Origin of the sequence: Microbacterium testaceum StLB037 (genome assembly GCF_000202635.1) — a bacterium.
Classification (GTDB): domain Bacteria; phylum Actinomycetota; class Actinomycetes; order Actinomycetales; family Microbacteriaceae; genus Microbacterium; species Microbacterium testaceum_F.
The window spans coordinates 3,204,245-3,223,280 of the sequence record NC_015125.1 but is presented as its reverse complement, the minus strand read 5'-3'; the positions used below and the strand labels follow the sequence as shown (position 1 = coordinate 3,223,280).

Genomic DNA, 19,036 nt, shown 5'->3' with positions numbered 1-19,036 from the left:
TCCGATCGACGCCGCGCGTGAAGAGTGTTCGCAGAATCCTCACACAATGATCATATTTTTGACAAGATATGGTCGTACCTAAGGACCCAAGGAGGGGCACATGGCGCGAGCGTCGCACGGCTCGTTGGTGGATGCCATCGGGATGCGCATCGTCGATGGAGACCTTCCCGCCGGTCGTGTGCTGACCCTCGCCGCCCTCGAGACCGAGTACGCCGTCTCCCGTACCGTCGTCCGCGAGGCCGTGCGGGTGCTCGAGGCGATGGGCATGCTCGCGCAGCGCCGCCGCGTCGGGATCACGGTGCGCCCCGCCGACGACTGGAGCGCCCTGGACACCCGGCTGATCGGCTGGCAGCTCGCCGGACGCCGCCGCGACCAGCTCATCGCCAACACGACCGAGCTACGGGCGGCGATCGAGCCCGTGGCCGCCCGCCTGAGCGCTCGCCGCGCGACCGATCTCCAGCGCGGCGAGCTCCTCCGCCTGGCCGACGAACTCGCGCGCCTCGGCGCCGCCGGCCTCGGCAACTCCCCCGAGTACCTCGCCGCCGACATCGCCTTCCACGACCTGATCCTCGTCTCCAGCGGCAACCTCATGCTGGCGGCTGCCCGCGCGCCGATCGCCGCCGCGATCGAGGGCCGCGCGCTGCACGGGCTGACCCCCGGCATCCCGAATCCCGACGCCCTCGACAACCACGTCGAGACCGCCGCGGCGATCGGCCGCGCCGACGCCGACGCCGCCGAGGAGCACACGCGCCGCTACGTCGCGGCCGTGCTCACCGAAGTCCGCCGCACCATCTGACCGACCGATCGACGAAGAGAGAGCTCATGGTCGCCACACCCCCCGTCCTCGTGTTCATGGGTCCCGCCGGGACCGGCAAATCCACCGTCGCGGGGATGCTCGCCGGGCGCCTCGGCTGGGACTTCCAAGAGGGCGACGACCTGCACCCCGAGGCCAACGTCGCCAAGATGGCCGCCGGCCACGCACTGAACGACGACGACCGCTGGCCGTGGCTCGACCGGGTCGCGGCGTGGATCGACGGCCAGGCCGCCGCCGGACGTCCCGGGATCATCACGTGCTCCGCCCTCAAGCGCAGCTACCGCGACGTGCTGCGCCGCGACAACGTGACCTTCGTCCTGCTCATGGGCGACCCTGCTCTCGTGCTCGAACGCCTCCTGCGCCGCCAGGGGCACTACATGCCCCCGTCGCTGCTCACCTCGCAGTTCGAGACCCTCGAGATCCCGGATGCCGACGAGCGGGCGATCCGCGTCGACCTCGACCTGACCCCCGCCCAGCAGGTGCAGGACGTCGTCGACCGCCTCGGCCTCGACACCGACACTCCCTGAAACACGCCACGGCCGAGCCGATACAGTGACGGAGGCGGCCCGCGTGAATCGCCCACCCTTCCTCGCACCTGAATACGGAGCAACGAATGACGTCCACCCCCTCCCCGACCGGACCCTCGACCGACCAGGACCAGGCCCCGCACGAGGCCGCACAGGTGCACGAGGGTGCACCCGGCCCCGAAGAGGTCGCGCGTCCCACCGCTGAGGCCGACTCCCGCCCCGAGGGCGAGGGTCCGGCGCACGCGAACATCGGCGTCGTCGGCCTCGCGGTCATGGGCTCGAACCTCGCGCGCAACCTCGCGAGCCGCGAGGGCAACACGGTCGCGGTGTTCAACCGCAGCGCCGACAAGACCGAGCACCTCGTCGAGGCGCACCCCGAGGCGAATTTCGTCCCCTCGTTCTCGTACGAGGACTTCGCCGCCTCCCTGACCACCCCGCGCACCGCGATCATCATGGTCAAGGCGGGCCGCCCCACCGACTTCGTCATCGACGAGCTCGTGAAGGTCTTCGAGCCCGGCGACATCATCGTCGACGGCGGCAACGCCCTCTTCACCGACACGATCCGTCGCGAGAAGGCCGTCCGCGAGACCGGCATCAACTACGTCGGCATGGGCGTCTCGGGCGGTGAGGAGGGCGCTCTGCTCGGCCCCTCGCTCATGCCCGGCGGCTCCGACGAATCGTGGATCACGCTCGGACCGATCCTGAAGTCCATCGCGGCCGTCGCCGAGGGCGAGCCGTGCGTGACGCACGTCGGCCACGATGGCGCGGGCCACTTCGTGAAGATGGTGCACAACGGCATCGAGTACGCCGACATGCAGCTCATCGCCGAGGCCTACGACCTCATCCGTCAGGCGACGGGCAAGACCCCCGCCGAGATCGCCGACGTCTTCGCCGAGTGGAACCGCGGCGAGCTCGAGTCCTACCTCATCGAGATCACCGCCGAGGTGCTCCGCCAGAACGACGCCGAGACCGGCAAGCCGCTGGTCGACGTGATCCTCGACCAGGCCGGCGCCAAGGGCACCGGCGCCTGGACGGTGCAGACGGCGCTCGACCTGGGCGTCCCCGTCTCGGGCATCGCCGAGGCCACCTTCGCGCGTTCGCTGTCGAGCCACCCCGAGCAGCGCGAGGTCTCGCGCGAGCTCCCCGGCCCCTCCGGGACCGAGCTCCTCGCGGGCGCGGATGCCGACGCCTTCATCGAGAAGGTGCGCCTGGCGCTCTACGCCTCGAAGATCGTGGCCTACAGCCAGGGCTTCGACGAGATCCGCGCGGGTGCCGCCCAGTACGGCTGGAACATCGACCTCGGGGCGGTGTCCAAGATCTGGCGCGGCGGCTGCATCATCCGCGCGCAGTTCCTCAACCGCATCGCGGAGGCGTACGACGCCGAGGCTTCGCTGCCCGTCCTGCTGACCGCTCCGTACTTCGTGGAGGCGCTGGGCCGCGCCCAGGACGCCTGGCGCGACATCGTCTCGCTCTCGGCGGCCAGCGGCATCCCCGCCCCCGCGTTCAGCTCGTCGCTCGCGTACTACGACGGCCTGCGCGCCGAGCGCCTGCCCGCGGCCCTCATCCAGGGCCAGCGCGACTTCTTCGGTGCGCACACCTACCGCCGCATCGACAAGGAGGGCACGTTCCACACCCTCTGGTCGGGCGACCGCACTGAGATCGAGGCCGAGGACACCCACTGACGGTCGAGACCGTCGTCCGGCCAGGGGTCGAGACGTGACGAGGCGGCGGCGGGCGATGCTCGTCGCCGCTTCGGCGTCGTACGCGTTCGGCGTGTGGTGGATGACGCTGCGGCCCACGATCTACGACGCCGGGGTCGGCAGCCTCCTGCACACGGTCCTGCACGTCCTTCACTCCTGGCCGCCCACCGCGTGGATCACCTTCGATGTGGTGGAGTTCACCGCGAACGTGGCGCTGTTCGTCCCGCTCGGCATCCTCGTCCCCGCGTGGGGCGGACGGTGGTGGCACGGCATCCTGACCGGCATGCTGCTCAGCGCGGCGATCGAGACGATTCAACTGCTGTTCCTCCCGACCCGCGTCGCCGACGTGCGCGACGTCGTCGCCAACACGCTCGGGGCGGCGCTCGGCGTCGGAATCGCGGCGTTTCTGGGCCGGCACGCAGCTCGCTCTCAGGATTCCCATAACCCACGCCATAGAAAGCTCATAGATAAGCGCGCACAATGAGTTTCATGACCGCGACCGCCGCCGCCCCCGCCTTCACCCGCCCCGACGGGAGCGCTCTGCGCGTCCTCGTCGTCGACGACGAGCAGATGCTCACCGATCTTCTCTCGATGGCTCTGCGCATGGAGGGCTGGGACGTCCGCACCGCGGGCTCCGGCTTCGACGCCCTGCAGGCCGCGCGCGACTTCGCTCCGGATGCCATGGTGCTCGACATCATGATGCCGGACCTCGACGGCATGGCGGTGCTGCAGCGGCTGCGGCACTCGGGCAACGACGTGCCCGTGCTCTTCCTCACCGCCAAGGACGCCGTCGCTGACCGCGTCGCGGGTCTCACGGCGGGCGGGGACGACTACGTCACCAAGCCCTTCAGCCTGGAAGAGGTGGTGGCGCGTCTGCGGGGGCTGATGCGCCGCGCCGGAACGGCTCTCACGCGCGATTCCGAGCCGATTCTGCGCGTGGGCGACCTGTCGCTGAACGAGGACAGCCACGAGGTCGTGCGCGGGGGCCACGAGATCGAGCTGACGGCGACCGAGTTCGAACTGCTGCGCTTCCTCATGCGCAACCAGCGCCGCGTCGTGTCGAAGGCCCAGATCCTCGACCGCGTGTGGAACTACGACTTCGGCGGCCGCTCGAGCGTGGTCGAGCTCTACATCTCGTACCTGCGCAAGAAGATCGACGCCGGCCACGACCCGCTCATCCACACGGTCCGCGGCGTCGGCTACATGATCAAAGCGCCCCAGTGACGACCCCTCCACCCCCCGAACCCGCGCGCTGGTGGCGCCGCGGTCGGCCGTGGAGCCTCCAAGCGCGCCTGATGACCGCGGTCATCGGCATGGTGGCCTTCATCCTCATCATGATCGGCGTCTCCACGAGCGCGATCCTGAGCGGGGTGCTGCTCAACAACCTCGAGGCAGAGGTCACCGACGTCGCCTCGCTCGCCCAGCCCCGCATCTCCCTGCAGAGCACGGCCGAGGACGTCCTCGATTCGGGTCCGTTCGACAACGGCACCCTCATGGTCATGAAGACGCGTCTGGGCGGAACCACGGGGGCCGTCGTCGACGAAGGGAACTCACGGGCCCTCACCTCCGACGAGCTCGCGCAGATCGTGGAGAGCCTCGCCTCGTCGAGCCCCAACGCCCGCACGGTGGAACTGCCGAACCTCGGCGAGTACCTCGTGCGCCCCTACGGGTCGGCCGGCAGCGACGAGGTGCTGCTCGTGGGTCTCCCCCTGTCGCAGGTCACCGGCACGATCGGCGCCATCCTCACCACGGTCGCCCTCGTGACCACCGGCGGCCTGCTGCTCCTCGCCGCCGTGATCGCGCTCGTGATCCGCCTGGGCCTCCGGCCCCTCAAGGCGGTGTCCGAGACCGCGACGCGCGTGGCATCCATCCGCATGGACCAGGGCGATGTCTCCATCACCGAACGCGTCCCCGCCGATCAGGTCGACGACCACACCGAGATCGGTCAGGTCGGCGCGGCGCTGAACACCCTCCTGGACCGGGTCGACGCGTCCCTGTCCGCCCGTCAGCGCAACGAAGAGCTCATGCGCCGATTCGTCGCGGATGCCAGTCACGAGCTGCGCACGCCCCTGGCATCCATCCGCGGGTTCTCCGAGCTCTCGCTGCGCGCCATGCGGCAGGCCCACGACGACGAGTCCCGCCAGCGCACAGCGATGGCGGTCGAGACGACCGAGCAGTCGCTCGAGCGGATCCAGGCCCAGTCGATCCGCATGACCACGCTCGTGGAAGACCTGCTGCTGCTCGCGCGTCTGGACGAGGGCCAGGAGCTCGTCTACGGCACGGTCGACCTCACCCGTCTCGCGGTCGAGGCCGTCGGCGACGCGCGGCCCGCCGGCCCCGACCACGTGTGGAAGATCGACGTCGACGACCACCCCGTCGAGCTCGCGGGCGATGCCGCGCGGCTGCACCAGGTCGTGGCGAACCTCCTCGCCAACGCCCGCACCCACACGCCGGCGGGAAGCGAAGTGTGCGTCTCGGTCCGGCGCGAGGGCGATGACGCGGTGCTCCGGGTCCACGACGACGGCCCCGGGGTCGACCCGGCGGTGGCCGCGCAGCTGTTCGAGCGCTTCGCCCGGGCCGACCGCTCGCGCGACCGCAAGACCGGGGGTACCGGCCTCGGTCTGTCGATCGCCCGCGCGATCGTCGAAGCGCACCGCGGCTCGATCAGCGTCCGGAGCACCCCCGGTGACACCACCTTCGAGGTGCGCCTGCCTGCGAAGCCGCTCGACCCCGGCGAGGCCGCGGCGGACTGAGGACGGCGGACCGCTCAGACGAGGAAGATCGCCGCGTACACGCTCACCAGCGTCGCCCCGAAGACGAGGGCGAACACGACGTGCATCCACCGCTGGCGAGCGAGCAGGGCCACGTACTCGCGCAGGAACGCGCTGGGCACGAAGTAGGCCGCCGTGCGGGCGCCCACCACGCGGGCACGCGGAATTCTCCGGCGCGCCAGGAGTCCCGCGCGCAGCATGTGGTAGTCGCTCGTGACGATCAGCACCGGTCCGCCGCCGTCGATCCCGTCGACGATCACGCGCGAGAACTCGAGGTTCTCCCGCGTGTTCAGCGACCGCGTCTCGGGGCGGATGAGGTCGCCGGGGATCCCCTGGTCGCGCAGGTACTCCGCCATCGCCTCCCCCTCGGGCCGCGGTTCGTCGGGTCCCTGCCCGCCGGAGGGGACGAGGACGGGAGCCGCTCCCCCGGCTCGCACCGCCCGCCGCCACGCGGCGATCGCCCGATCCAGGCGCCCTCGGAGCAGAGGGGGGACCTCGCCTCGGATGAGGCCCGAGCCGAGGACGACGATCGCACGCGGGCGCCGCGGCGCCGGGAGCGCGGCATACAGGAGCGATGAGACGAGGAACGCCACGAACGCCGCTGCCGCATAGCCCGCCACCAGGACGACGCCGGCGGCCACGACGAAGCCGCCGAATCCGCCCCACGCGAGCAGGGCGAGCAGGAGGAGGGGGAACACGAGCAACCCGACGCCCGCGATCAACGACAGGAGGTTCGCGAGGCTCCGCCCCTCGAGCCGGAGCATCGTGATGCCGTTGGTGATGAGGAACACCGCCAGCACCAGCACGATCACGGGGGTCGCGACCGCGACGACGCGGACGGTCGTCGCCGCGGCATCCGGATCCGACTGCACGAGCAGCTGAAGGACCCCCAGCGCGGCGAAGACGACCGCGGCGACGAGCAGGGTGCCCTCGCGCAGCTGCGCGCGCTGACGCGCCCGCGCGACCGCGAAGACGACGAGCAGCAGCGCGGCGAAAGCCAGGAGGAGCATATCCGCGACGCTATCGCGCCGAGGACGCCCCTCGCGGTCGCTTGCCGCCGCGCCCGGCGTGTGCGTCCGTCAGCGTGTCAGTACCCGGCGAACGCGTCCGTGGTGAGCGACTTCGCCTTGGCCAGCGCGGGGGCCAACGCCGAGATCAGCCGCGGCGGACCCGAGACGTAGGCCGCGCGCTGCGCGATGTCGGGGACCGCGCGGAGCAAGCCCTCGGCATCCACGCGGTCGGGACCGGCCCACGTCCACCCCTCGGGCAGATCGCGGGGCTCGTCGCGCGAGAAGACGATGACCGGGATGCCGCTGGCGGCGATCTCGTCGCGGAAGGCGAGCTCCCCCGGCTCCGACACGACGTAGACGAGCACCGCGTCGCGACGCTGTCCCGTGGCCATGAGGTGGCGCAGCTGCGAGACGAACGGCGTCACGCCGATGCCCGCGGCGACCAGCAGCACGGGGGCGGTCGGACGCGCGGGCAGGATGAAGTCTCCCCACACGCCCGTCACCGCAAGGGTCGAGCCGGGCTCCACGGCCGCGAGCGCCTTCTTGTACGAGGACTGCGAGCCGTCCTTGAAGGCGATCCGCACCTCGGGAAGGTCTTCGGGGGCCGAGACGATCGAGAACTCCCGTCGCGTTCCGCGCGCGTCGGGGCGACGGTGCGGCACGTCGAGCTCGAGATACTGCCCGGGCGAGAACGCGAACGGACGGGCCGCGTGGAACGTCAGCTCGCGCACGGTCGGCGTGAGGTCGCGACGTCCCTCGACGCGCAGCCGGACGGCCGCACGCAGGCAGAAGAGGAACGCGACGAGGTTGCCGATCAGCAGCGCGCGCTCCTGGCCGAGGGTGATCGCCCCCACCGCGATCGGCCATCCCGCCAGGACGCCCACCACGACCGCGACGGCGTACTGCTGCACGCGACGCGGGGGAAGGGTCAGCGGCTCCGACAGCATGAACGCGCCGAGGAAGAGGAACGGCGACGAGAAGGCGACCTGCAGGAGCACCGCGGGCACGTCGACCGGGAAGCCCGCCGACTGGAACTGGATCGTCGTGCGCAGGAAGGCGACGGCCATCCCCACGAGCCAGAACGTCACCACGATCGGGAGCTTGTCCGTGCGCAGGAGCAGCAGCACGCCGAGGACGAGCACCGGCCCCGCCATCCACGGCGAGCCCACCCACCAGGCCGACCCCCCGAGATCCGGGGCCCAGATGCTGACGATCGTCACGACCGCCGCGCCCGTGGCGGCCGGGTTGAAGATGTGGCGCCCGCGCCACGCGAGCAGGTACTTCGACGCGGATGCCGCGACCCCGGCGAGGGCGAGCCCCGCCAGGCCGAGGGGCTCCACCGTCGGGCGCAGGACGAACAGCAGGATCGCCGCGGTGATCAGGGACGATTCCAGGCGTCGTGGCATCCGGAGCAGGCTCTGCGCGATGAGGTCGGTCGCCCCGCACGCGACGGCGAGGACGACGGCGCTCGCGACGATCTCGAGCGGCTGCGGCCCGATCTGCCCCGCGAACGAGAGCACGAGGGCGTAGAGGGCCAGCAGGCCCAGGGACGACATCACCAGGCGGTACATCGAGACCCGGCCGATCAGACCGAGCACGCGGGTCGAGCCCGCGGTGAGTGTGGCGCTCATGAGGTTCCCTTCGAAAGCTGAGGCGCGGGGATCACGCGAAGATCTCCCCGTCGAAGCCCGGCGACCACTCCACGCGGCCGTCGGTGTGCATGCGCACCCAGTGCGCGTTCCAGGATGCCGCGAGCTCGGGCCCCCCGTCGAAGAACAGGGCGGTCGCGAGAGCGTCGGCCCGCATCGCGGTGTCCGCCAGCGCCCACGTCGCGGCGAACGCCCGGACCGGCGCGCCCGTGCGGGCGTCGAGGACGTGGTGGAGGTTGTCCCCCCACGCTCGACGGTTGATGGCCGAGGCGCACAGCGCGGCGTCCGTCACGGTGGCGACGCCGATCGCGCGGGTGGTGTCGTAGGGGTGTTCCAGCGCGACGCGGAGCGGCTCCCCGCGTGCCGCCAGGTCGCCCGAGGCATCGACGACGAGGTCGCCGTCGACATGCTCGCGCACGGTGCCGAGGACGAGGTCGACGAGACGGCCCTTACCGAGCGCCCCCACGTCGATCGTCGCGGGACGCGTCACGGAGAGTCGCCCGTCTCGGAACGAGAGGGTGTCGCGCCAGGCCGGTGCCGGCTCGGGGTCTCCCCACGGCGCAAGCGTGAGCCGGGCGTCGTAGCCCAGGCGCGCCAGGGCGTCGCCGACGAGCGGATTGACGGCACCGGCCGTCGCGGTGTCGAGCTCGTCGTACAGCGAGAGCATGGCATCCGCATCACCGGGGGCGGGAACGGATGCCGCGCGTCCGTCCGCGAGCGCGGAGACGAGGGAGTCGTCGCGGAACCGCGACCACTCCCGGTCGAAGCGCTCGATCACGGCCGACACCGCGTCGCGGGCGATCGAGGGCAGGGGGGATGCCGTCTCGATCGCCCACGACGTGCCGATCGCGTCGAAGGTCCAGGTCGAACCCGTCGCGGTCGGAGTGGTCATGACGTCAGGCCTTGGCCTCGGTCTTGATGGTGTCGACGGCCTTGTTGAAGCCCCCGCTGGTGAGCGAGGAGCCCGCGACCTTGCTCACCGAGATCTCGTCGAGCTTCTTGCCCACGACCTCGCTCTTGATTCCGCCGATGAACTTGCTCTGGTACTCCTTGGACTCCGCCGCCTGGGGGTCGCCCGTGACGGTCACGTCGGTGATGGTGTCACCGGCCAGGGTGAGGGTGACGTCGACGGTCTCGACGCTCTCGGGGGTCGCGTACTGGCCCGTGGCCTCGTAGGTGCCGTCCTTGTAGGTGCCCGACGTGCTCGAGGTCGTCGAGCTGTCGGTCGTCGCGCTCGAGGTGGGGGCCGAGGTCGCCGCGGGCGCCGTCTCGGCGGGAGCAGCGGCGTCGGTGGTCGTGCCACCCGAGCATCCGGCCAGGGTGACGATGCCGGCGACGCCCAGCAGGGCGGTGCCGATGCGGACGGGACGGGGTACGGCGGTGGTGCGGATCATGAGGGTCCTCCTTCGGTCGTGCCTCGCGGCGCGTGCGTACTCACGGTAGGGACACGACCTTGGACGCTCCCCGGTTCATTCTTTTGTGCGAGCTATGAACGAACGGTGGACAGGCCCCTGAGCCCGCCGAAGGAACCGGCGGCTTCGACGCGCTCAGCCACCTCCGCCATGCCAGGTCCCTGACCCGCAGCCCAGGTCCCGGATCCGCAACCCAGGTCCCTGAGCCCGTCGAAGGGACCGGCGGCTTCGACGCGCTCAGCCACCTCCGCCATGACGCTCAGCGCACCCACCCGCGAAACGAACTCAGCCGCCTCCCGGAAGGAGACGGCTGAGGGGCGAAGGATGCTTACGCGTCGCCGCCGAACATGCTCGTGACCGAGCCGTCCTCGAAGACCTCGTGGATCGCGCGCGCGAGCAGCGGCGCGATCGGCAGGACGGTGAGACGGTCGAACCGGCGCTCGGCGGGCAGCGGCACGGTGTCGGTGACGACGACCTCGTCGATCGCCGGGTCCTGCAGGCGCTCGGTGGCCGGGTCGCTGAAGATCGCGTGCGTGGCGGCGACGATGACCTTGCGGGCACCCGAGGCCTTGAGCGCCTGCGCGGCCTTCTGGATCGTCCCGCCGGTGTCGATCATGTCGTCGACGAGCAGACAGGTGCGGCCCTTCACGTCACCGACGATCTCGTGCACCGAGACCTGGTTGGCGACCTTCGGGTCGCGACGCTTGTGGATGATCGCCAGCGGCGCCCCCAGGCTGTCGGACCACGTGTCGGCCACGCGCACGCGACCCATGTCGGGCGAGACGACCGTGAGGGTCTCGCGGTCTTCTCCGGTGAGCCCCTGCTCGAAGTGCTCGAGGAGCACGGGCTTGGCGAAGAGGTGGTCGACGGGGCCGTCGAAGAAGCCTTGGATCTGCGCCGCGTGCAGGTCGACGCTCATGATGCGGTCGGCACCGGCGGTCTTCAGCAGATCGGCGACGAGGCGGGCGCTGATCGGCTCGCGCCCGCGGCCCTTCTTGTCCTGCCGCGAATACGGGAAGTACGGCGCGACGACCGTGATGCGCTTGGCCGAGGCGCGCTTGAGCGCGTCGAGCATGATGAGAAGTTCCATCAGCCACTCGTTGACCGGCGGCCCGAACGACTGGACGACGAACACGTCGCACCCGCGGATCGACACCTCGAAGCGGGTGTAGATCTCACCCGAGGCGAACGTGCGGTGCTCGGTGGGGGCCAGCTCGGTGCCGAGGTGCTCGGCGACCTGCTTCGCCAAGTCGGGGTGCGAGCGGCCCGAGGCGACGACGAGCCGCTTCTTGGTCTTGGCGACGAGCCCGGGGGCGATGCCGTTGTCGCGGTCGAGGTCTACACGATTCTTCTTACGAGCCATCGGCCGCTTCCTGTTCAGCCCGAGCCCGCGCAGCCACGTCGGCCGCTGCGGTGCCCGGTCGGTTCTTCTCGACCCACCCCTCGATGTTGCGCTGGGGTGACACGCTGAGCGCCAGTGCGCCGGCCGGGACGTCCTTGCGGATGACCGCGCCGGCGCCCGTCTTGGCGCCGTCTCCAATCGTAACCGGCGCGACGAAGACGTTGTGCGAGCCGCTGTGCACCTCGTCGCCGATCACGGTGCGGTGCTTGGTGAGATCGTCGTAGTTCGCGGTGATCGCGCCGGCACCCAGGTTGACCCCGCGACCGATGTCGGTGTCGCCGATGTACGACAGGTGCGGCACCTTGCTCCCCTCGCCGATGGAGGAATTCTTCACCTCGACGAAGGTCCCGACCTTGCCGTTCACGCCGACCCGGGCGTTCGCGCGCAGGTAGGCGAAGGGGCCGACGGTGGCGCCGGCCTCGATGACGGCGAGGGTCCCGTCCGTGCGGGTGATCGTGGCGTCCTCCCCCACCTCGCAGTCGGTGAGCGTGGTGTCGGGGCCGATCGTGGCTCCCGAGGCGATGACCGTCGCGCCGCGCACGTGCGTGTTGGGCAGGATCGTGACGTCGGGAGCGAGGGTCGCGGTGACGTCGATCCAGGTGGTCGCCGGATCCACGACGGTGACGCCCTCCAGCTGCCAGCGGCGCACGGTGCGCGCGTTGAGCGTCCGCCCCGCCTCCGAGAGCTGAACGCGGTCGTTCACCCCCAGCGCCGCCGCGGCGTCGGAGGTGACGGATGCCGCGACCCCGAGCTGCGCGTCACGGAGAAGGCCGACCACGTCGGTGAGGTACTTCTCGCCCTGGGCGTTGTCGGTACCGACGAGCGCGAGCTGGGCACGCAGCGGGACGGCTCGGAAGACGTACACGCCGACGTTGATCTCGGTGACCGCGGCCTCGTCGGCCGTGGCATCCTTCTGCTCCACGATCCGGCGGACGCCGTCCGTCTCGTCGCGCAGGATGCGACCGTAGCCGAACGGCTGGTCGACGCGCGCGCTCAGGAGCGTCACGGCCGTGCCGCCCGAGCGGTGCGTGGCGAGCAGCTCGGTGAGCGTGCCGGTCTCGAGCAGCGGGACGTCGGCGCTCAGCACGAGCACGTCGCCGTCGAACCCGTCGAGCGCGTCGAGGGCGGCCTCGACCGCGCGCCCCGTGCCGGGAACCTCGTCCTGGTCGACGACCACGACACCGGGCGCGAGTTCGGCGACGGTCTCGGCGACCCTCTCGCGCTCGTGGCGCACGACGACGACGATCCGGGCGGGATCGAGGGATGCCGCGGTGTCGAGCACATGCCCGACGAGGGGCCGCCCGCCCACGGGGTGCAGCACCTTCGGGATGCGCGAACGCATACGGGTTCCCTGGCCCGCGGCCAGGACGACGACGGCGAGCTCGGTCGTTGAGGTCATGCTCCGCCGCCAGGATTCGAACCTGGACCTAACAGCTCCAAAGGCTGTCGTGCTGCCGTTACACCACGGCGGATCGTGCCCGCGGGCACCGGTCAAGTCTGCCAGACCCGCCACCCGCGCGTCGGCGGGTCGCCCGCTCTCGCCATAATGAGACCGTGAGCACACACGGGGACAGCGACGAGGTCGACCGCATCGTCGACGCGTGGATGCGCCAGCGCCCCGATCTGGACTTCTCCCCCCTCGAGGTGCTCTCGCGCGTGGCCCGACTCTCGCGCCACCTCGACATCGCCCGCAAAGAGGCGTTCCGCCGCAGCGACATCGAGTCGTGGGAGTGGGACGTGCTCTCGGCCCTTCGTCGAGCCGGCGAGCCGTACCAGCTGAGCCCGAAGCAACTGCTGCAGCAGACCCTCGTCTCCAGCGGCACGATGACCAACCGCATCGACCGGCTCGTCGCCCGCCGGTTCGTGCGACGCGAATCCGACCCCGGCGATGGACGGAGCATTCTCGTGACCCTCACCGACGACGGCCGCGTGCGCGTCGACGCCGCCATCACCCGCCTGGTGGACGCCGAGGCCCTGCTGCTCGACGGGCTGTCGCGGAGCGACCGCGACCGCCTCGCCACCCTGCTGCGCAAGCTGAGCATGGGATTCGACGCGTGAGCGAGACGGTAGAGGCCCCGTCGGCCTGGACGCGGGTGCGGGCGTGGTTCGACGTCCGATTCCGCTCCCCCGCCGCCATCTACGGCATCATCGTGTACGCGTCCTTCGTCACGATCGCCGAGGACCACGCCGACTCGCCGTGGGACCTCCTCGCGTCCTCGGTCTTCCCCCTCCTCGTCTTCTTCATCGCCCACGTCTTCGCGCACACGCTGACCGAACACGGCACGCACGGACTGCGGCGAGCCACCCGCGAGGCGATGCGCCACGGCGCGGGCATGCTTTACGCGTCCGTCCCCGCCGCCCTGTGCCTGGTCTACGGCGGGATCACGAACGCCACGATCGATGACGCCTCGGATTGGACGGCGTACGTCACGATGGGCGTCCTGGCTCTGCTCGGGTACAACGCCTACCGTCGCCGCGGGTCCCGGCTCGCCGCCCGTCTTCTGGGCGCTCTGTCGACCGCCGTGCTCGGGGTGTTCATCATCGTGCTCGAGACGCTCGTGCACTGACGCGCGCCCTCCGCACCGCGGGTCAGCCGATCGACTCCGTGAGCTCGAACCACCGCATCTCGAGCTCGTCGCGCTCGGCCTCGAGCGTCGAGATGCGCTGCATCTCCTTGCCCAGTCCCACGTAGTCCGCCTGGTCGTGGTCGGCGAGAGCGGCCTTCGCTCTGTCGATCTGCTGCTGCAGCTTCTCGATCTTCCGCTCGGCGGCCGAGGCCTCCTTCTGGGCCGCCCGCAGTTCCGCGCCCTGCAGGCCGGGGGCTGCGGACGCGGTTCCGGATGCCGCCGGCCTCGAGGGCTCGGCATCCTGAAGCGCCCGCAGGCGCAGGTACTCGTCGACGCCCCCGGGGAGGTGACGGAGCTTGGCGTCGAGGATCGCGTACTGCTGGTCGGTGACGCGCTCGAGGAAGTAGCGGTCGTGCGAGACGACGATGAGGGTGCCCGACCACGAGTCGAGGAGGTCTTCCATCGCCGCGAGCATGTCGGTGTCGAGGTCGTTGGTGGGCTCGTCGAGGATCAGCACGTTCGGCTGGTCGAGGATCACGAGCAGCAGCTGCAGCCGCCGCTTCTGACCGCCCGAGAGGTCTTTCACCGGCGTCGAGAGCTGGGCGCTGGAGAACCCGAGACGCTCCAGCAGCTGTCCCGGGGTCAGCTCCTGCGCCTTCGATCCGGTCCCGAAGGCGTACGTGGTGCGCAGGTTCGAGATCACCACGCGCACCGGGTCGTTCAGGTGCTGGTCGAGCTCGTCGAGGCGTTGGGTGAGGGTGGCCACCTTGACGGTCTTGCCGCGCTTGACCCGCCCGGACGTGGGCTCGAGCGACCCGGTCACGAGGTTCAGCAGCGTCGACTTCCCCGCGCCGTTGACGCCCAGGATGCCGGTGCGCTCCCCCGGCGCGATGCGCCACTCCACGTCTTTCAGCACGACCCGGGGCTCGGCGGGAGCCGAGCCGGTCCCTGAGCCTGTCGAAGGGAAGGTCACGCCCGCGTCGAGCAGATCGACCACGTCCTTGCCCAGGCGCGCGACCGCGAGCGACTGCAGCGCCACCTTGTCGCGGATCTCCGGGACATCCGCGATGAGCTCGTTCGCGGCGTCGATGCGGAACTTCGGCTTCGACGTGCGGGCGGGCGCCCCGCGGCGCAGCCACGCGAGCTCTTTGCGCGCGAGGTTCTGTCGGCGCTGTTCGATCGATGCCGCCTGACGATCGCGCTCGACGCGCTGCAGGATGTACGCCGCGTAGCCGCCCTCGAAGGGCTCGACGAGGCGGTCGTGCACCTCCCACGTCATGGTGCAGATCTCGTCGAGGAACCACCGGTCGTGGGTCACGACGAGCAGGCCCCCGGCGCTGGGGGCCCAGCGCTTCTTGAGATGTCCGGCGAGCCAGGTGATGGCCTCGACGTCGAGGTGGTTCGTCGGCTCGTCGAGGAACAGCACGTCCCAGTCGCCCGAGAGCAGCTTCGCCAGCGCGACGCGGCGACGCTGACCACCGGAGAGATCGCCGAGGCGCGCGTCCCACGGCAGGTCGCCGAGAAGGCCCGCGATCACGTCGCGCGTGCGCGCATCTCCCGCCCACTCGTGCTCGGGCCGGTCGCCGACCACCGCGTGGCCGATCGTGTCGTCGTCGTCGAGGGTGTCCTGCTGATCCAGCACGCCGACGGTGACCCCGCCGCGCACGGTCACGCGCCCGCCGTCGGGCTCGCGGAGGCCGGCGAGCATGCCGAGCAGACTCGACTTGCCGTCGCCGTTACGACCGACGATGCCGATGCGATCGCCCTCGTTCACGCCGAGCGAGACGGAGTCGAAGACGACCTTGGTCGGGTATTCCAGGTGCAGGGCTTCGCCCCCGAGCAGATGTGCCATATCCGTCCCAGGCTACGCGGTGCCCGGGGTCGGCAGCGCGCCCGGGCTGTGGCATCCGGAAACGAGGACGGGGCCGCCCGGCGAACCGGACGACCCCGTCAGCGAGGAAGGGACTCAGAGGCCGTTGGCCGAGAGCCATTCCTTGGCGATGTCGGCGGACGACTTCTGGTCGACCGTCGACTCGACGTTCATCTGGATGAGGCCCTCCGTCGTGAGCTTCGCGCTGACCTTGTTCAGCACGTCGGACACGTCCGAGGCGACGTTCGCGTTCACGACCGGCACGACGTTCGACGCGAGGAACAGGTCCTTGGGGTCGGTCAGGTTGACGAGGTTGTCGGTCTTGACGCGGGGGTCGGCCGTGTAGACGTTCGCGACCTGGATCGTGCCGGCGATGAGGTCGTCGACCGTGGTCTCACCCGTGGCCGAGAACTGCACGCTCACGCCGTAGGTCGACTGCAGACCCTTCGGGCCGTAGGGGCGATCGGCGAGCTCGGAGTTCCCGCCGAGGGTCAGACCCGAGGTCACCTTCGCGAGGTCGGCGATCGAGGTGAGGCCGTTCGCGTCGGCGAAGGCCTTGGTGACGGTGATCGAGTCCTGGTCGGTCGCGGGCGACTGGTCGAGGACCTCGAGACCCTCGGGAAGAGCCGCGGGCAGGGCCTTGTAGACGTCATCCGAGCTACGGGCGGTGGTGTCCGCCTCGAAGAACTGCAGGAGGTTGCCGGTGTACTCGGGGAAGACCGAGACGGTGCCGTCCTCGAGCAGCGGGATGTACGCGTCGCGCTGACCGATCTGGAACTGACGGGTGACGGTCTTGCCGGCGCCCTCGAGCGCCTGCGCGTAGATCTCGGCGATGATCTCGTTCGAGTAGTACGCCTGCGAGCCGACGACGATGGTGTCGGACGAGGCCGAGGCGTCTCCGCCGCCGTTGCTGAGGGGATCGCTGGATCCGCCGCCGCAACCGGCGAGGGCGAGCGAGGCGACCGCGAGGCCGGCGAAGAGGCCGAGGCCCTTCCGGGTTCGTGCTGTGAACATGGGTGCTCTCTTTTCTGGTGATTCGGGAATCGGGTGGGTCAGGGGGACGCAGCGGGCGCGGCGGGCGCTCCCACGGCGAGGGCCTCGGCGCGCCGCCGACGGGCGGAGCGCCGCTGCGGCTGGGCGGAACCGGCGACACGGATGCCACGGGGCACGACCAGGTGCTGGAGGATGGCGAAGAGCCCGTCGGTGACGAGGGCGAGCACCGCGACGAGGATGGCGCCGCCGATCAGCATGTCGAAGCGGCGGAGCGGAATGGCCGCGATGATGTACTGCCCGAGCCCGCCGAGGCCGATGTAGGCCGCGATCGTCACGGTCGCGAGCACCTGCAGGGTCGCCGCGCGAATGCCGCCGATCAGCAGCGGAAGCCCGAGCGGGACCTCGATGCGCCAGAAGATCTGCATCTCGGTCATACCCATCGAGCGTCCCGCGTCGATCACGCGGCGGTCGATCGCTTCGAGGCCGGTGTACGCGCCGGCGAGGAGCGACGGAATCGCGAGGATGACGAACGAGATCACCGCCGCCTCGGGCTTGTGCAGCACCCCGAGGAGCAGCGTCAGAAGGATCAGCAGGCCGAACGACGGGATGGCGCGCGCCGCGCCGGAGATCGCGACCGCTGTCTCGCGCCCTTTTCCGGTGTGGCCGATGAACCAGCCGAGCGGAATGGCGATGGCTCCCGCGACGACGACGGAGATGACCGTGTACAGCAGCTGCACGCCCAACGCCCGGCCGAGGGGGTCGAACGGGCTCTGGTCGCCCGAGAAGATCCACGCGAACGCGTCGCCGACGAGATTCACGCCTTCACCAACGTCCGATTCGAGATGCGGGACACGGTCCGGGTGCCACGCGTCCACGGCATGAGCAGTCGTCCGGCGAACACCAGCAGCAGGTCGATGACGAGGGCGAGGACGACGACGGCGATGACCCCAGCGAACACTTCGGGGATGATCCGCCGCTGCAGGCCGTTGGTGAACAGGTATCCGAGATTCTGGATGCCGACGAGGATGCCGACCGTCGCGAGGGCGATCGTGCTGGCCGAGGTGACGCGGAGCCCCGCGAGCACCACGGGACCCGCGAGCGGGAACTCGACCGCCCAGAAGCGCCGGAACGAGCCGTAGCCGATCGCCGTGGAGGCCTGGCGCACTCCGGCATCCACCGAATCCAGCCCGTCGGCCACCGCGCGCACGAGGATCGCCACCGCGTAGATGGCGAGCGCCACGATGAGGTTGTTCTCGCTGATGATGCTGTACCAGCCCGTGATGACGGGGACGAGGATCAGGAGCGCGAGCGAGGGGATCGTGTAGAGCAGCCCGGTGATCGTGATGACGCTGCTCCGCACCAGGCGGTACCGCCACGCCACCCATCCGATCGGGATGCTCAGGATGAAGCCGGCGACCAGGGCGATGAGGCTCTGACGCAGGTGCACCAGGGCCAGCTCCCCGATCAGCTCGAGATTGTTGCCTACCCAGTTCACGGGCGGGAGTCCTCCACGAGAGCGCCCTGCGTGCGTCCCTCGGCGTCCACGACGACGGTGCCGTTCGGGGTCTGCTTGAGGTGGAGGGCCCGCTTGCCCTTCACCGCGCCGATGAAGCTCGCCACGAAATCGGATGCCGGGTTCTCGACGATCTCGCTCGGAGAGCCGACCTGCGCGATGTGCGCACCCTTCTCGAGGATCACGACCTGATCGCCGAGGAGGAACGCCTCGTCGATGTCGTGCGTGACGAAGACGATGGTCTTGCCGATCTCGCTCTGGAGGCGCAAGAGCTCCTGCTGCAGCTCGTCGCGCACGATCGGGTCGACGGCACCGAACGGCTCGTCCATGAGGAGGATGTTGGGGTCGGCCGCGAGTCCGCGGGCCACGCCGACGCGCTGCTGCTGTCCCCCCGACAGCTGGCTCGGGTACCGGTCGGCCATCGCCGTGTCGAGACCGACGGTCTCCATGAGCTCGAGCGCCCGGGTGCGGGCGGCCTTGCGGTTCTGGCCCTGCAGCACGGGGACGGTGGCGATGTTGTCCGCCACGGTGAAGTGCGGCAGGAGGCCTGAGTTCTGCATGACGTAGCCGATGCTGCGACGCAGCTGCACCGCAGCCTTGCCGCCGATGTCGTCGCCGTCGATCGAGATGGTGCCCGCGGAGGGCTCGACCATCCGGTTGATCATCCGCAGGAGAGTGGTCTTCCCGCAGCCGGAGGATCCCACGAACACGGTCGTCTTGCGCGAGGGGATGACGAGGCTGAACTCGTCGACGGCCCGCGTGCCGTCGGGGAAGACCTTCGAAACGGTCGAGAACTCGATCATGCTGT

General features: G+C 70.4%; 19 protein-coding genes and 1 tRNA gene. 8 read left to right on the top strand and 12 right to left on the bottom strand.

The window, feature by feature from the left end:
• Positions 1-100 precede the first annotated feature (100 nt).
• The 6 genes from MTES_RS14640 (at position 101) to MTES_RS14615 (ending at position 5,794) form a co-directional block, all read left to right on the top strand.
• The gene (locus MTES_RS14640) at positions 101-796 is read left to right on the top strand and encodes a FadR/GntR family transcriptional regulator (protein WP_013586055.1); all 696 of its coding nucleotides are present in this window, start codon (positions 101-103) and stop codon (positions 794-796) included.
• A 26-nt stretch (positions 797-822) separates the two neighbouring features.
• Positions 823-1,341, top strand: a complete 519-nt coding sequence (locus tag MTES_RS14635; RefSeq protein WP_013586054.1) for a gluconokinase — start codon at positions 823-825, stop codon at positions 1,339-1,341.
• Positions 1,342-1,427: 86 nt separating this feature from the next.
• Complete coding sequence (gndA, locus tag MTES_RS14630) at positions 1,428-3,023, top strand: NADP-dependent phosphogluconate dehydrogenase (RefSeq protein WP_013586053.1); 1,596 nt, start codon at positions 1,428-1,430, stop codon at positions 3,021-3,023.
• A gap of 34 nt (positions 3,024-3,057) precedes the next feature.
• Positions 3,058-3,525, top strand: a complete 468-nt coding sequence (locus MTES_RS14625; protein WP_148272892.1) for a VanZ family protein — start codon at positions 3,058-3,060, stop codon at positions 3,523-3,525.
• 5 nt (positions 3,526-3,530) lie between these two features.
• Entirely contained in the window at positions 3,531-4,265 is a 735-nt protein-coding gene (locus MTES_RS14620) for a response regulator transcription factor (RefSeq protein ID WP_013586051.1), read from the top strand.
• A gap of 71 nt (positions 4,266-4,336) precedes the next feature.
• Positions 4,337-5,794: a sensor histidine kinase gene (locus tag MTES_RS14615; protein ID WP_080575433.1), complete on the top strand. Its 1,458-nt coding sequence runs from the start codon at positions 4,337-4,339 to the stop codon at positions 5,792-5,794.
• A gap of 14 nt (positions 5,795-5,808) precedes the next feature.
• Here the strand turns inward: MTES_RS14615 and MTES_RS14610 are convergent, their stop codons facing one another.
• The 7 genes from MTES_RS14610 to MTES_RS14580 form a co-directional block, all read right to left on the bottom strand.
• Positions 5,809-6,822, bottom strand: a complete 1,014-nt coding sequence (locus tag MTES_RS14610) for a YdcF family protein (protein WP_013586049.1) — start codon at positions 6,820-6,822, stop codon at positions 5,809-5,811.
• A 77-nt stretch (positions 6,823-6,899) separates the two neighbouring features.
• On the bottom strand, positions 6,900-8,453 hold the full coding sequence (locus MTES_RS14605) for an FAD-dependent oxidoreductase (protein ID WP_013586048.1): 1,554 nt from the start codon (positions 8,451-8,453) through the stop codon (positions 6,900-6,902).
• Between the two features lie 31 nt (positions 8,454-8,484).
• Complete coding sequence (locus MTES_RS14600; RefSeq protein ID WP_013586047.1) at positions 8,485-9,363, bottom strand: FAD:protein FMN transferase; 879 nt, start codon at positions 9,361-9,363, stop codon at positions 8,485-8,487.
• Positions 9,364-9,367: 4 nt separating this feature from the next.
• The gene (locus tag MTES_RS14595) at positions 9,368-9,865 is read right to left on the bottom strand and encodes an FMN-binding protein (protein WP_013586046.1); all 498 of its coding nucleotides are present in this window, start codon (positions 9,863-9,865) and stop codon (positions 9,368-9,370) included.
• Positions 9,866-10,211: 346 nt separating this feature from the next.
• Positions 10,212-11,246 carry a ribose-phosphate diphosphokinase gene (locus MTES_RS14590; protein ID WP_013586044.1) on the bottom strand — a complete coding sequence of 345 codons (1,035 nt, stop codon included), beginning with the start codon at positions 11,244-11,246 and terminating at the stop codon, positions 10,212-10,214.
• Complete coding sequence (glmU, locus tag MTES_RS14585; protein WP_013586043.1) at positions 11,236-12,684, bottom strand: bifunctional UDP-N-acetylglucosamine diphosphorylase/glucosamine-1-phosphate N-acetyltransferase GlmU; 1,449 nt, start codon at positions 12,682-12,684, stop codon at positions 11,236-11,238. Before glmU ends, MTES_RS14590 begins: the two co-directional genes overlap by 11 nt.
• 1 nt (position 12,685) lies before the next feature.
• Positions 12,686-12,757, bottom strand: a tRNA-Gln gene (locus tag MTES_RS14580).
• Between the two features lie 133 nt (positions 12,758-12,890).
• On the opposite strand from MTES_RS14580, the gene MTES_RS14575 reads away from it, so the two are divergent.
• Both MTES_RS14575 and MTES_RS14570 read left to right on the top strand, forming a co-directional pair.
• Positions 12,891-13,343 carry a MarR family winged helix-turn-helix transcriptional regulator gene (locus tag MTES_RS14575; protein ID WP_050901880.1) on the top strand — a complete coding sequence of 151 codons (453 nt, stop codon included), beginning with the start codon at positions 12,891-12,893 and terminating at the stop codon, positions 13,341-13,343.
• Positions 13,340-13,852: a hypothetical protein gene (locus MTES_RS14570; protein ID WP_013586041.1), complete on the top strand. Its 513-nt coding sequence runs from the start codon at positions 13,340-13,342 to the stop codon at positions 13,850-13,852. Before MTES_RS14575 ends, MTES_RS14570 begins: the two co-directional genes overlap by 4 nt.
• 22 nt (positions 13,853-13,874) lie before the next feature.
• On the opposite strand, the gene MTES_RS14565 is transcribed toward MTES_RS14570, so the two are convergent.
• From MTES_RS14565 to MTES_RS14545, 5 genes are all read right to left on the bottom strand, one after another.
• Positions 13,875-15,704, bottom strand: coding sequence for an ABC-F family ATP-binding cassette domain-containing protein (locus MTES_RS14565; protein ID WP_013586040.1), 1,830 nt, complete (start codon positions 15,702-15,704; stop codon positions 13,875-13,877).
• A 114-nt stretch (positions 15,705-15,818) separates the two neighbouring features.
• Positions 15,819-16,736, bottom strand: a complete 918-nt coding sequence (locus MTES_RS14560) for an ABC transporter substrate-binding protein (protein WP_013586039.1) — start codon at positions 16,734-16,736, stop codon at positions 15,819-15,821.
• A gap of 38 nt (positions 16,737-16,774) precedes the next feature.
• Positions 16,775-17,533 (bottom strand): ABC transporter permease, encoded by a 759-nt coding sequence (locus tag MTES_RS14555; protein WP_013586038.1) that lies wholly within the window; start codon positions 17,531-17,533, stop codon positions 16,775-16,777.
• Positions 17,530-18,210, bottom strand: coding sequence for an ABC transporter permease (locus tag MTES_RS14550; protein ID WP_013586037.1), 681 nt, complete (start codon positions 18,208-18,210; stop codon positions 17,530-17,532). Before MTES_RS14550 ends, MTES_RS14555 begins: the two co-directional genes overlap by 4 nt.
• Entirely contained in the window at positions 18,207-19,031 is an 825-nt protein-coding gene (locus MTES_RS14545; protein WP_013586036.1) for an ABC transporter ATP-binding protein, read from the bottom strand. Before MTES_RS14545 ends, MTES_RS14550 begins: the two co-directional genes overlap by 4 nt.
• Positions 19,032-19,036 lie beyond the last annotated feature (5 nt).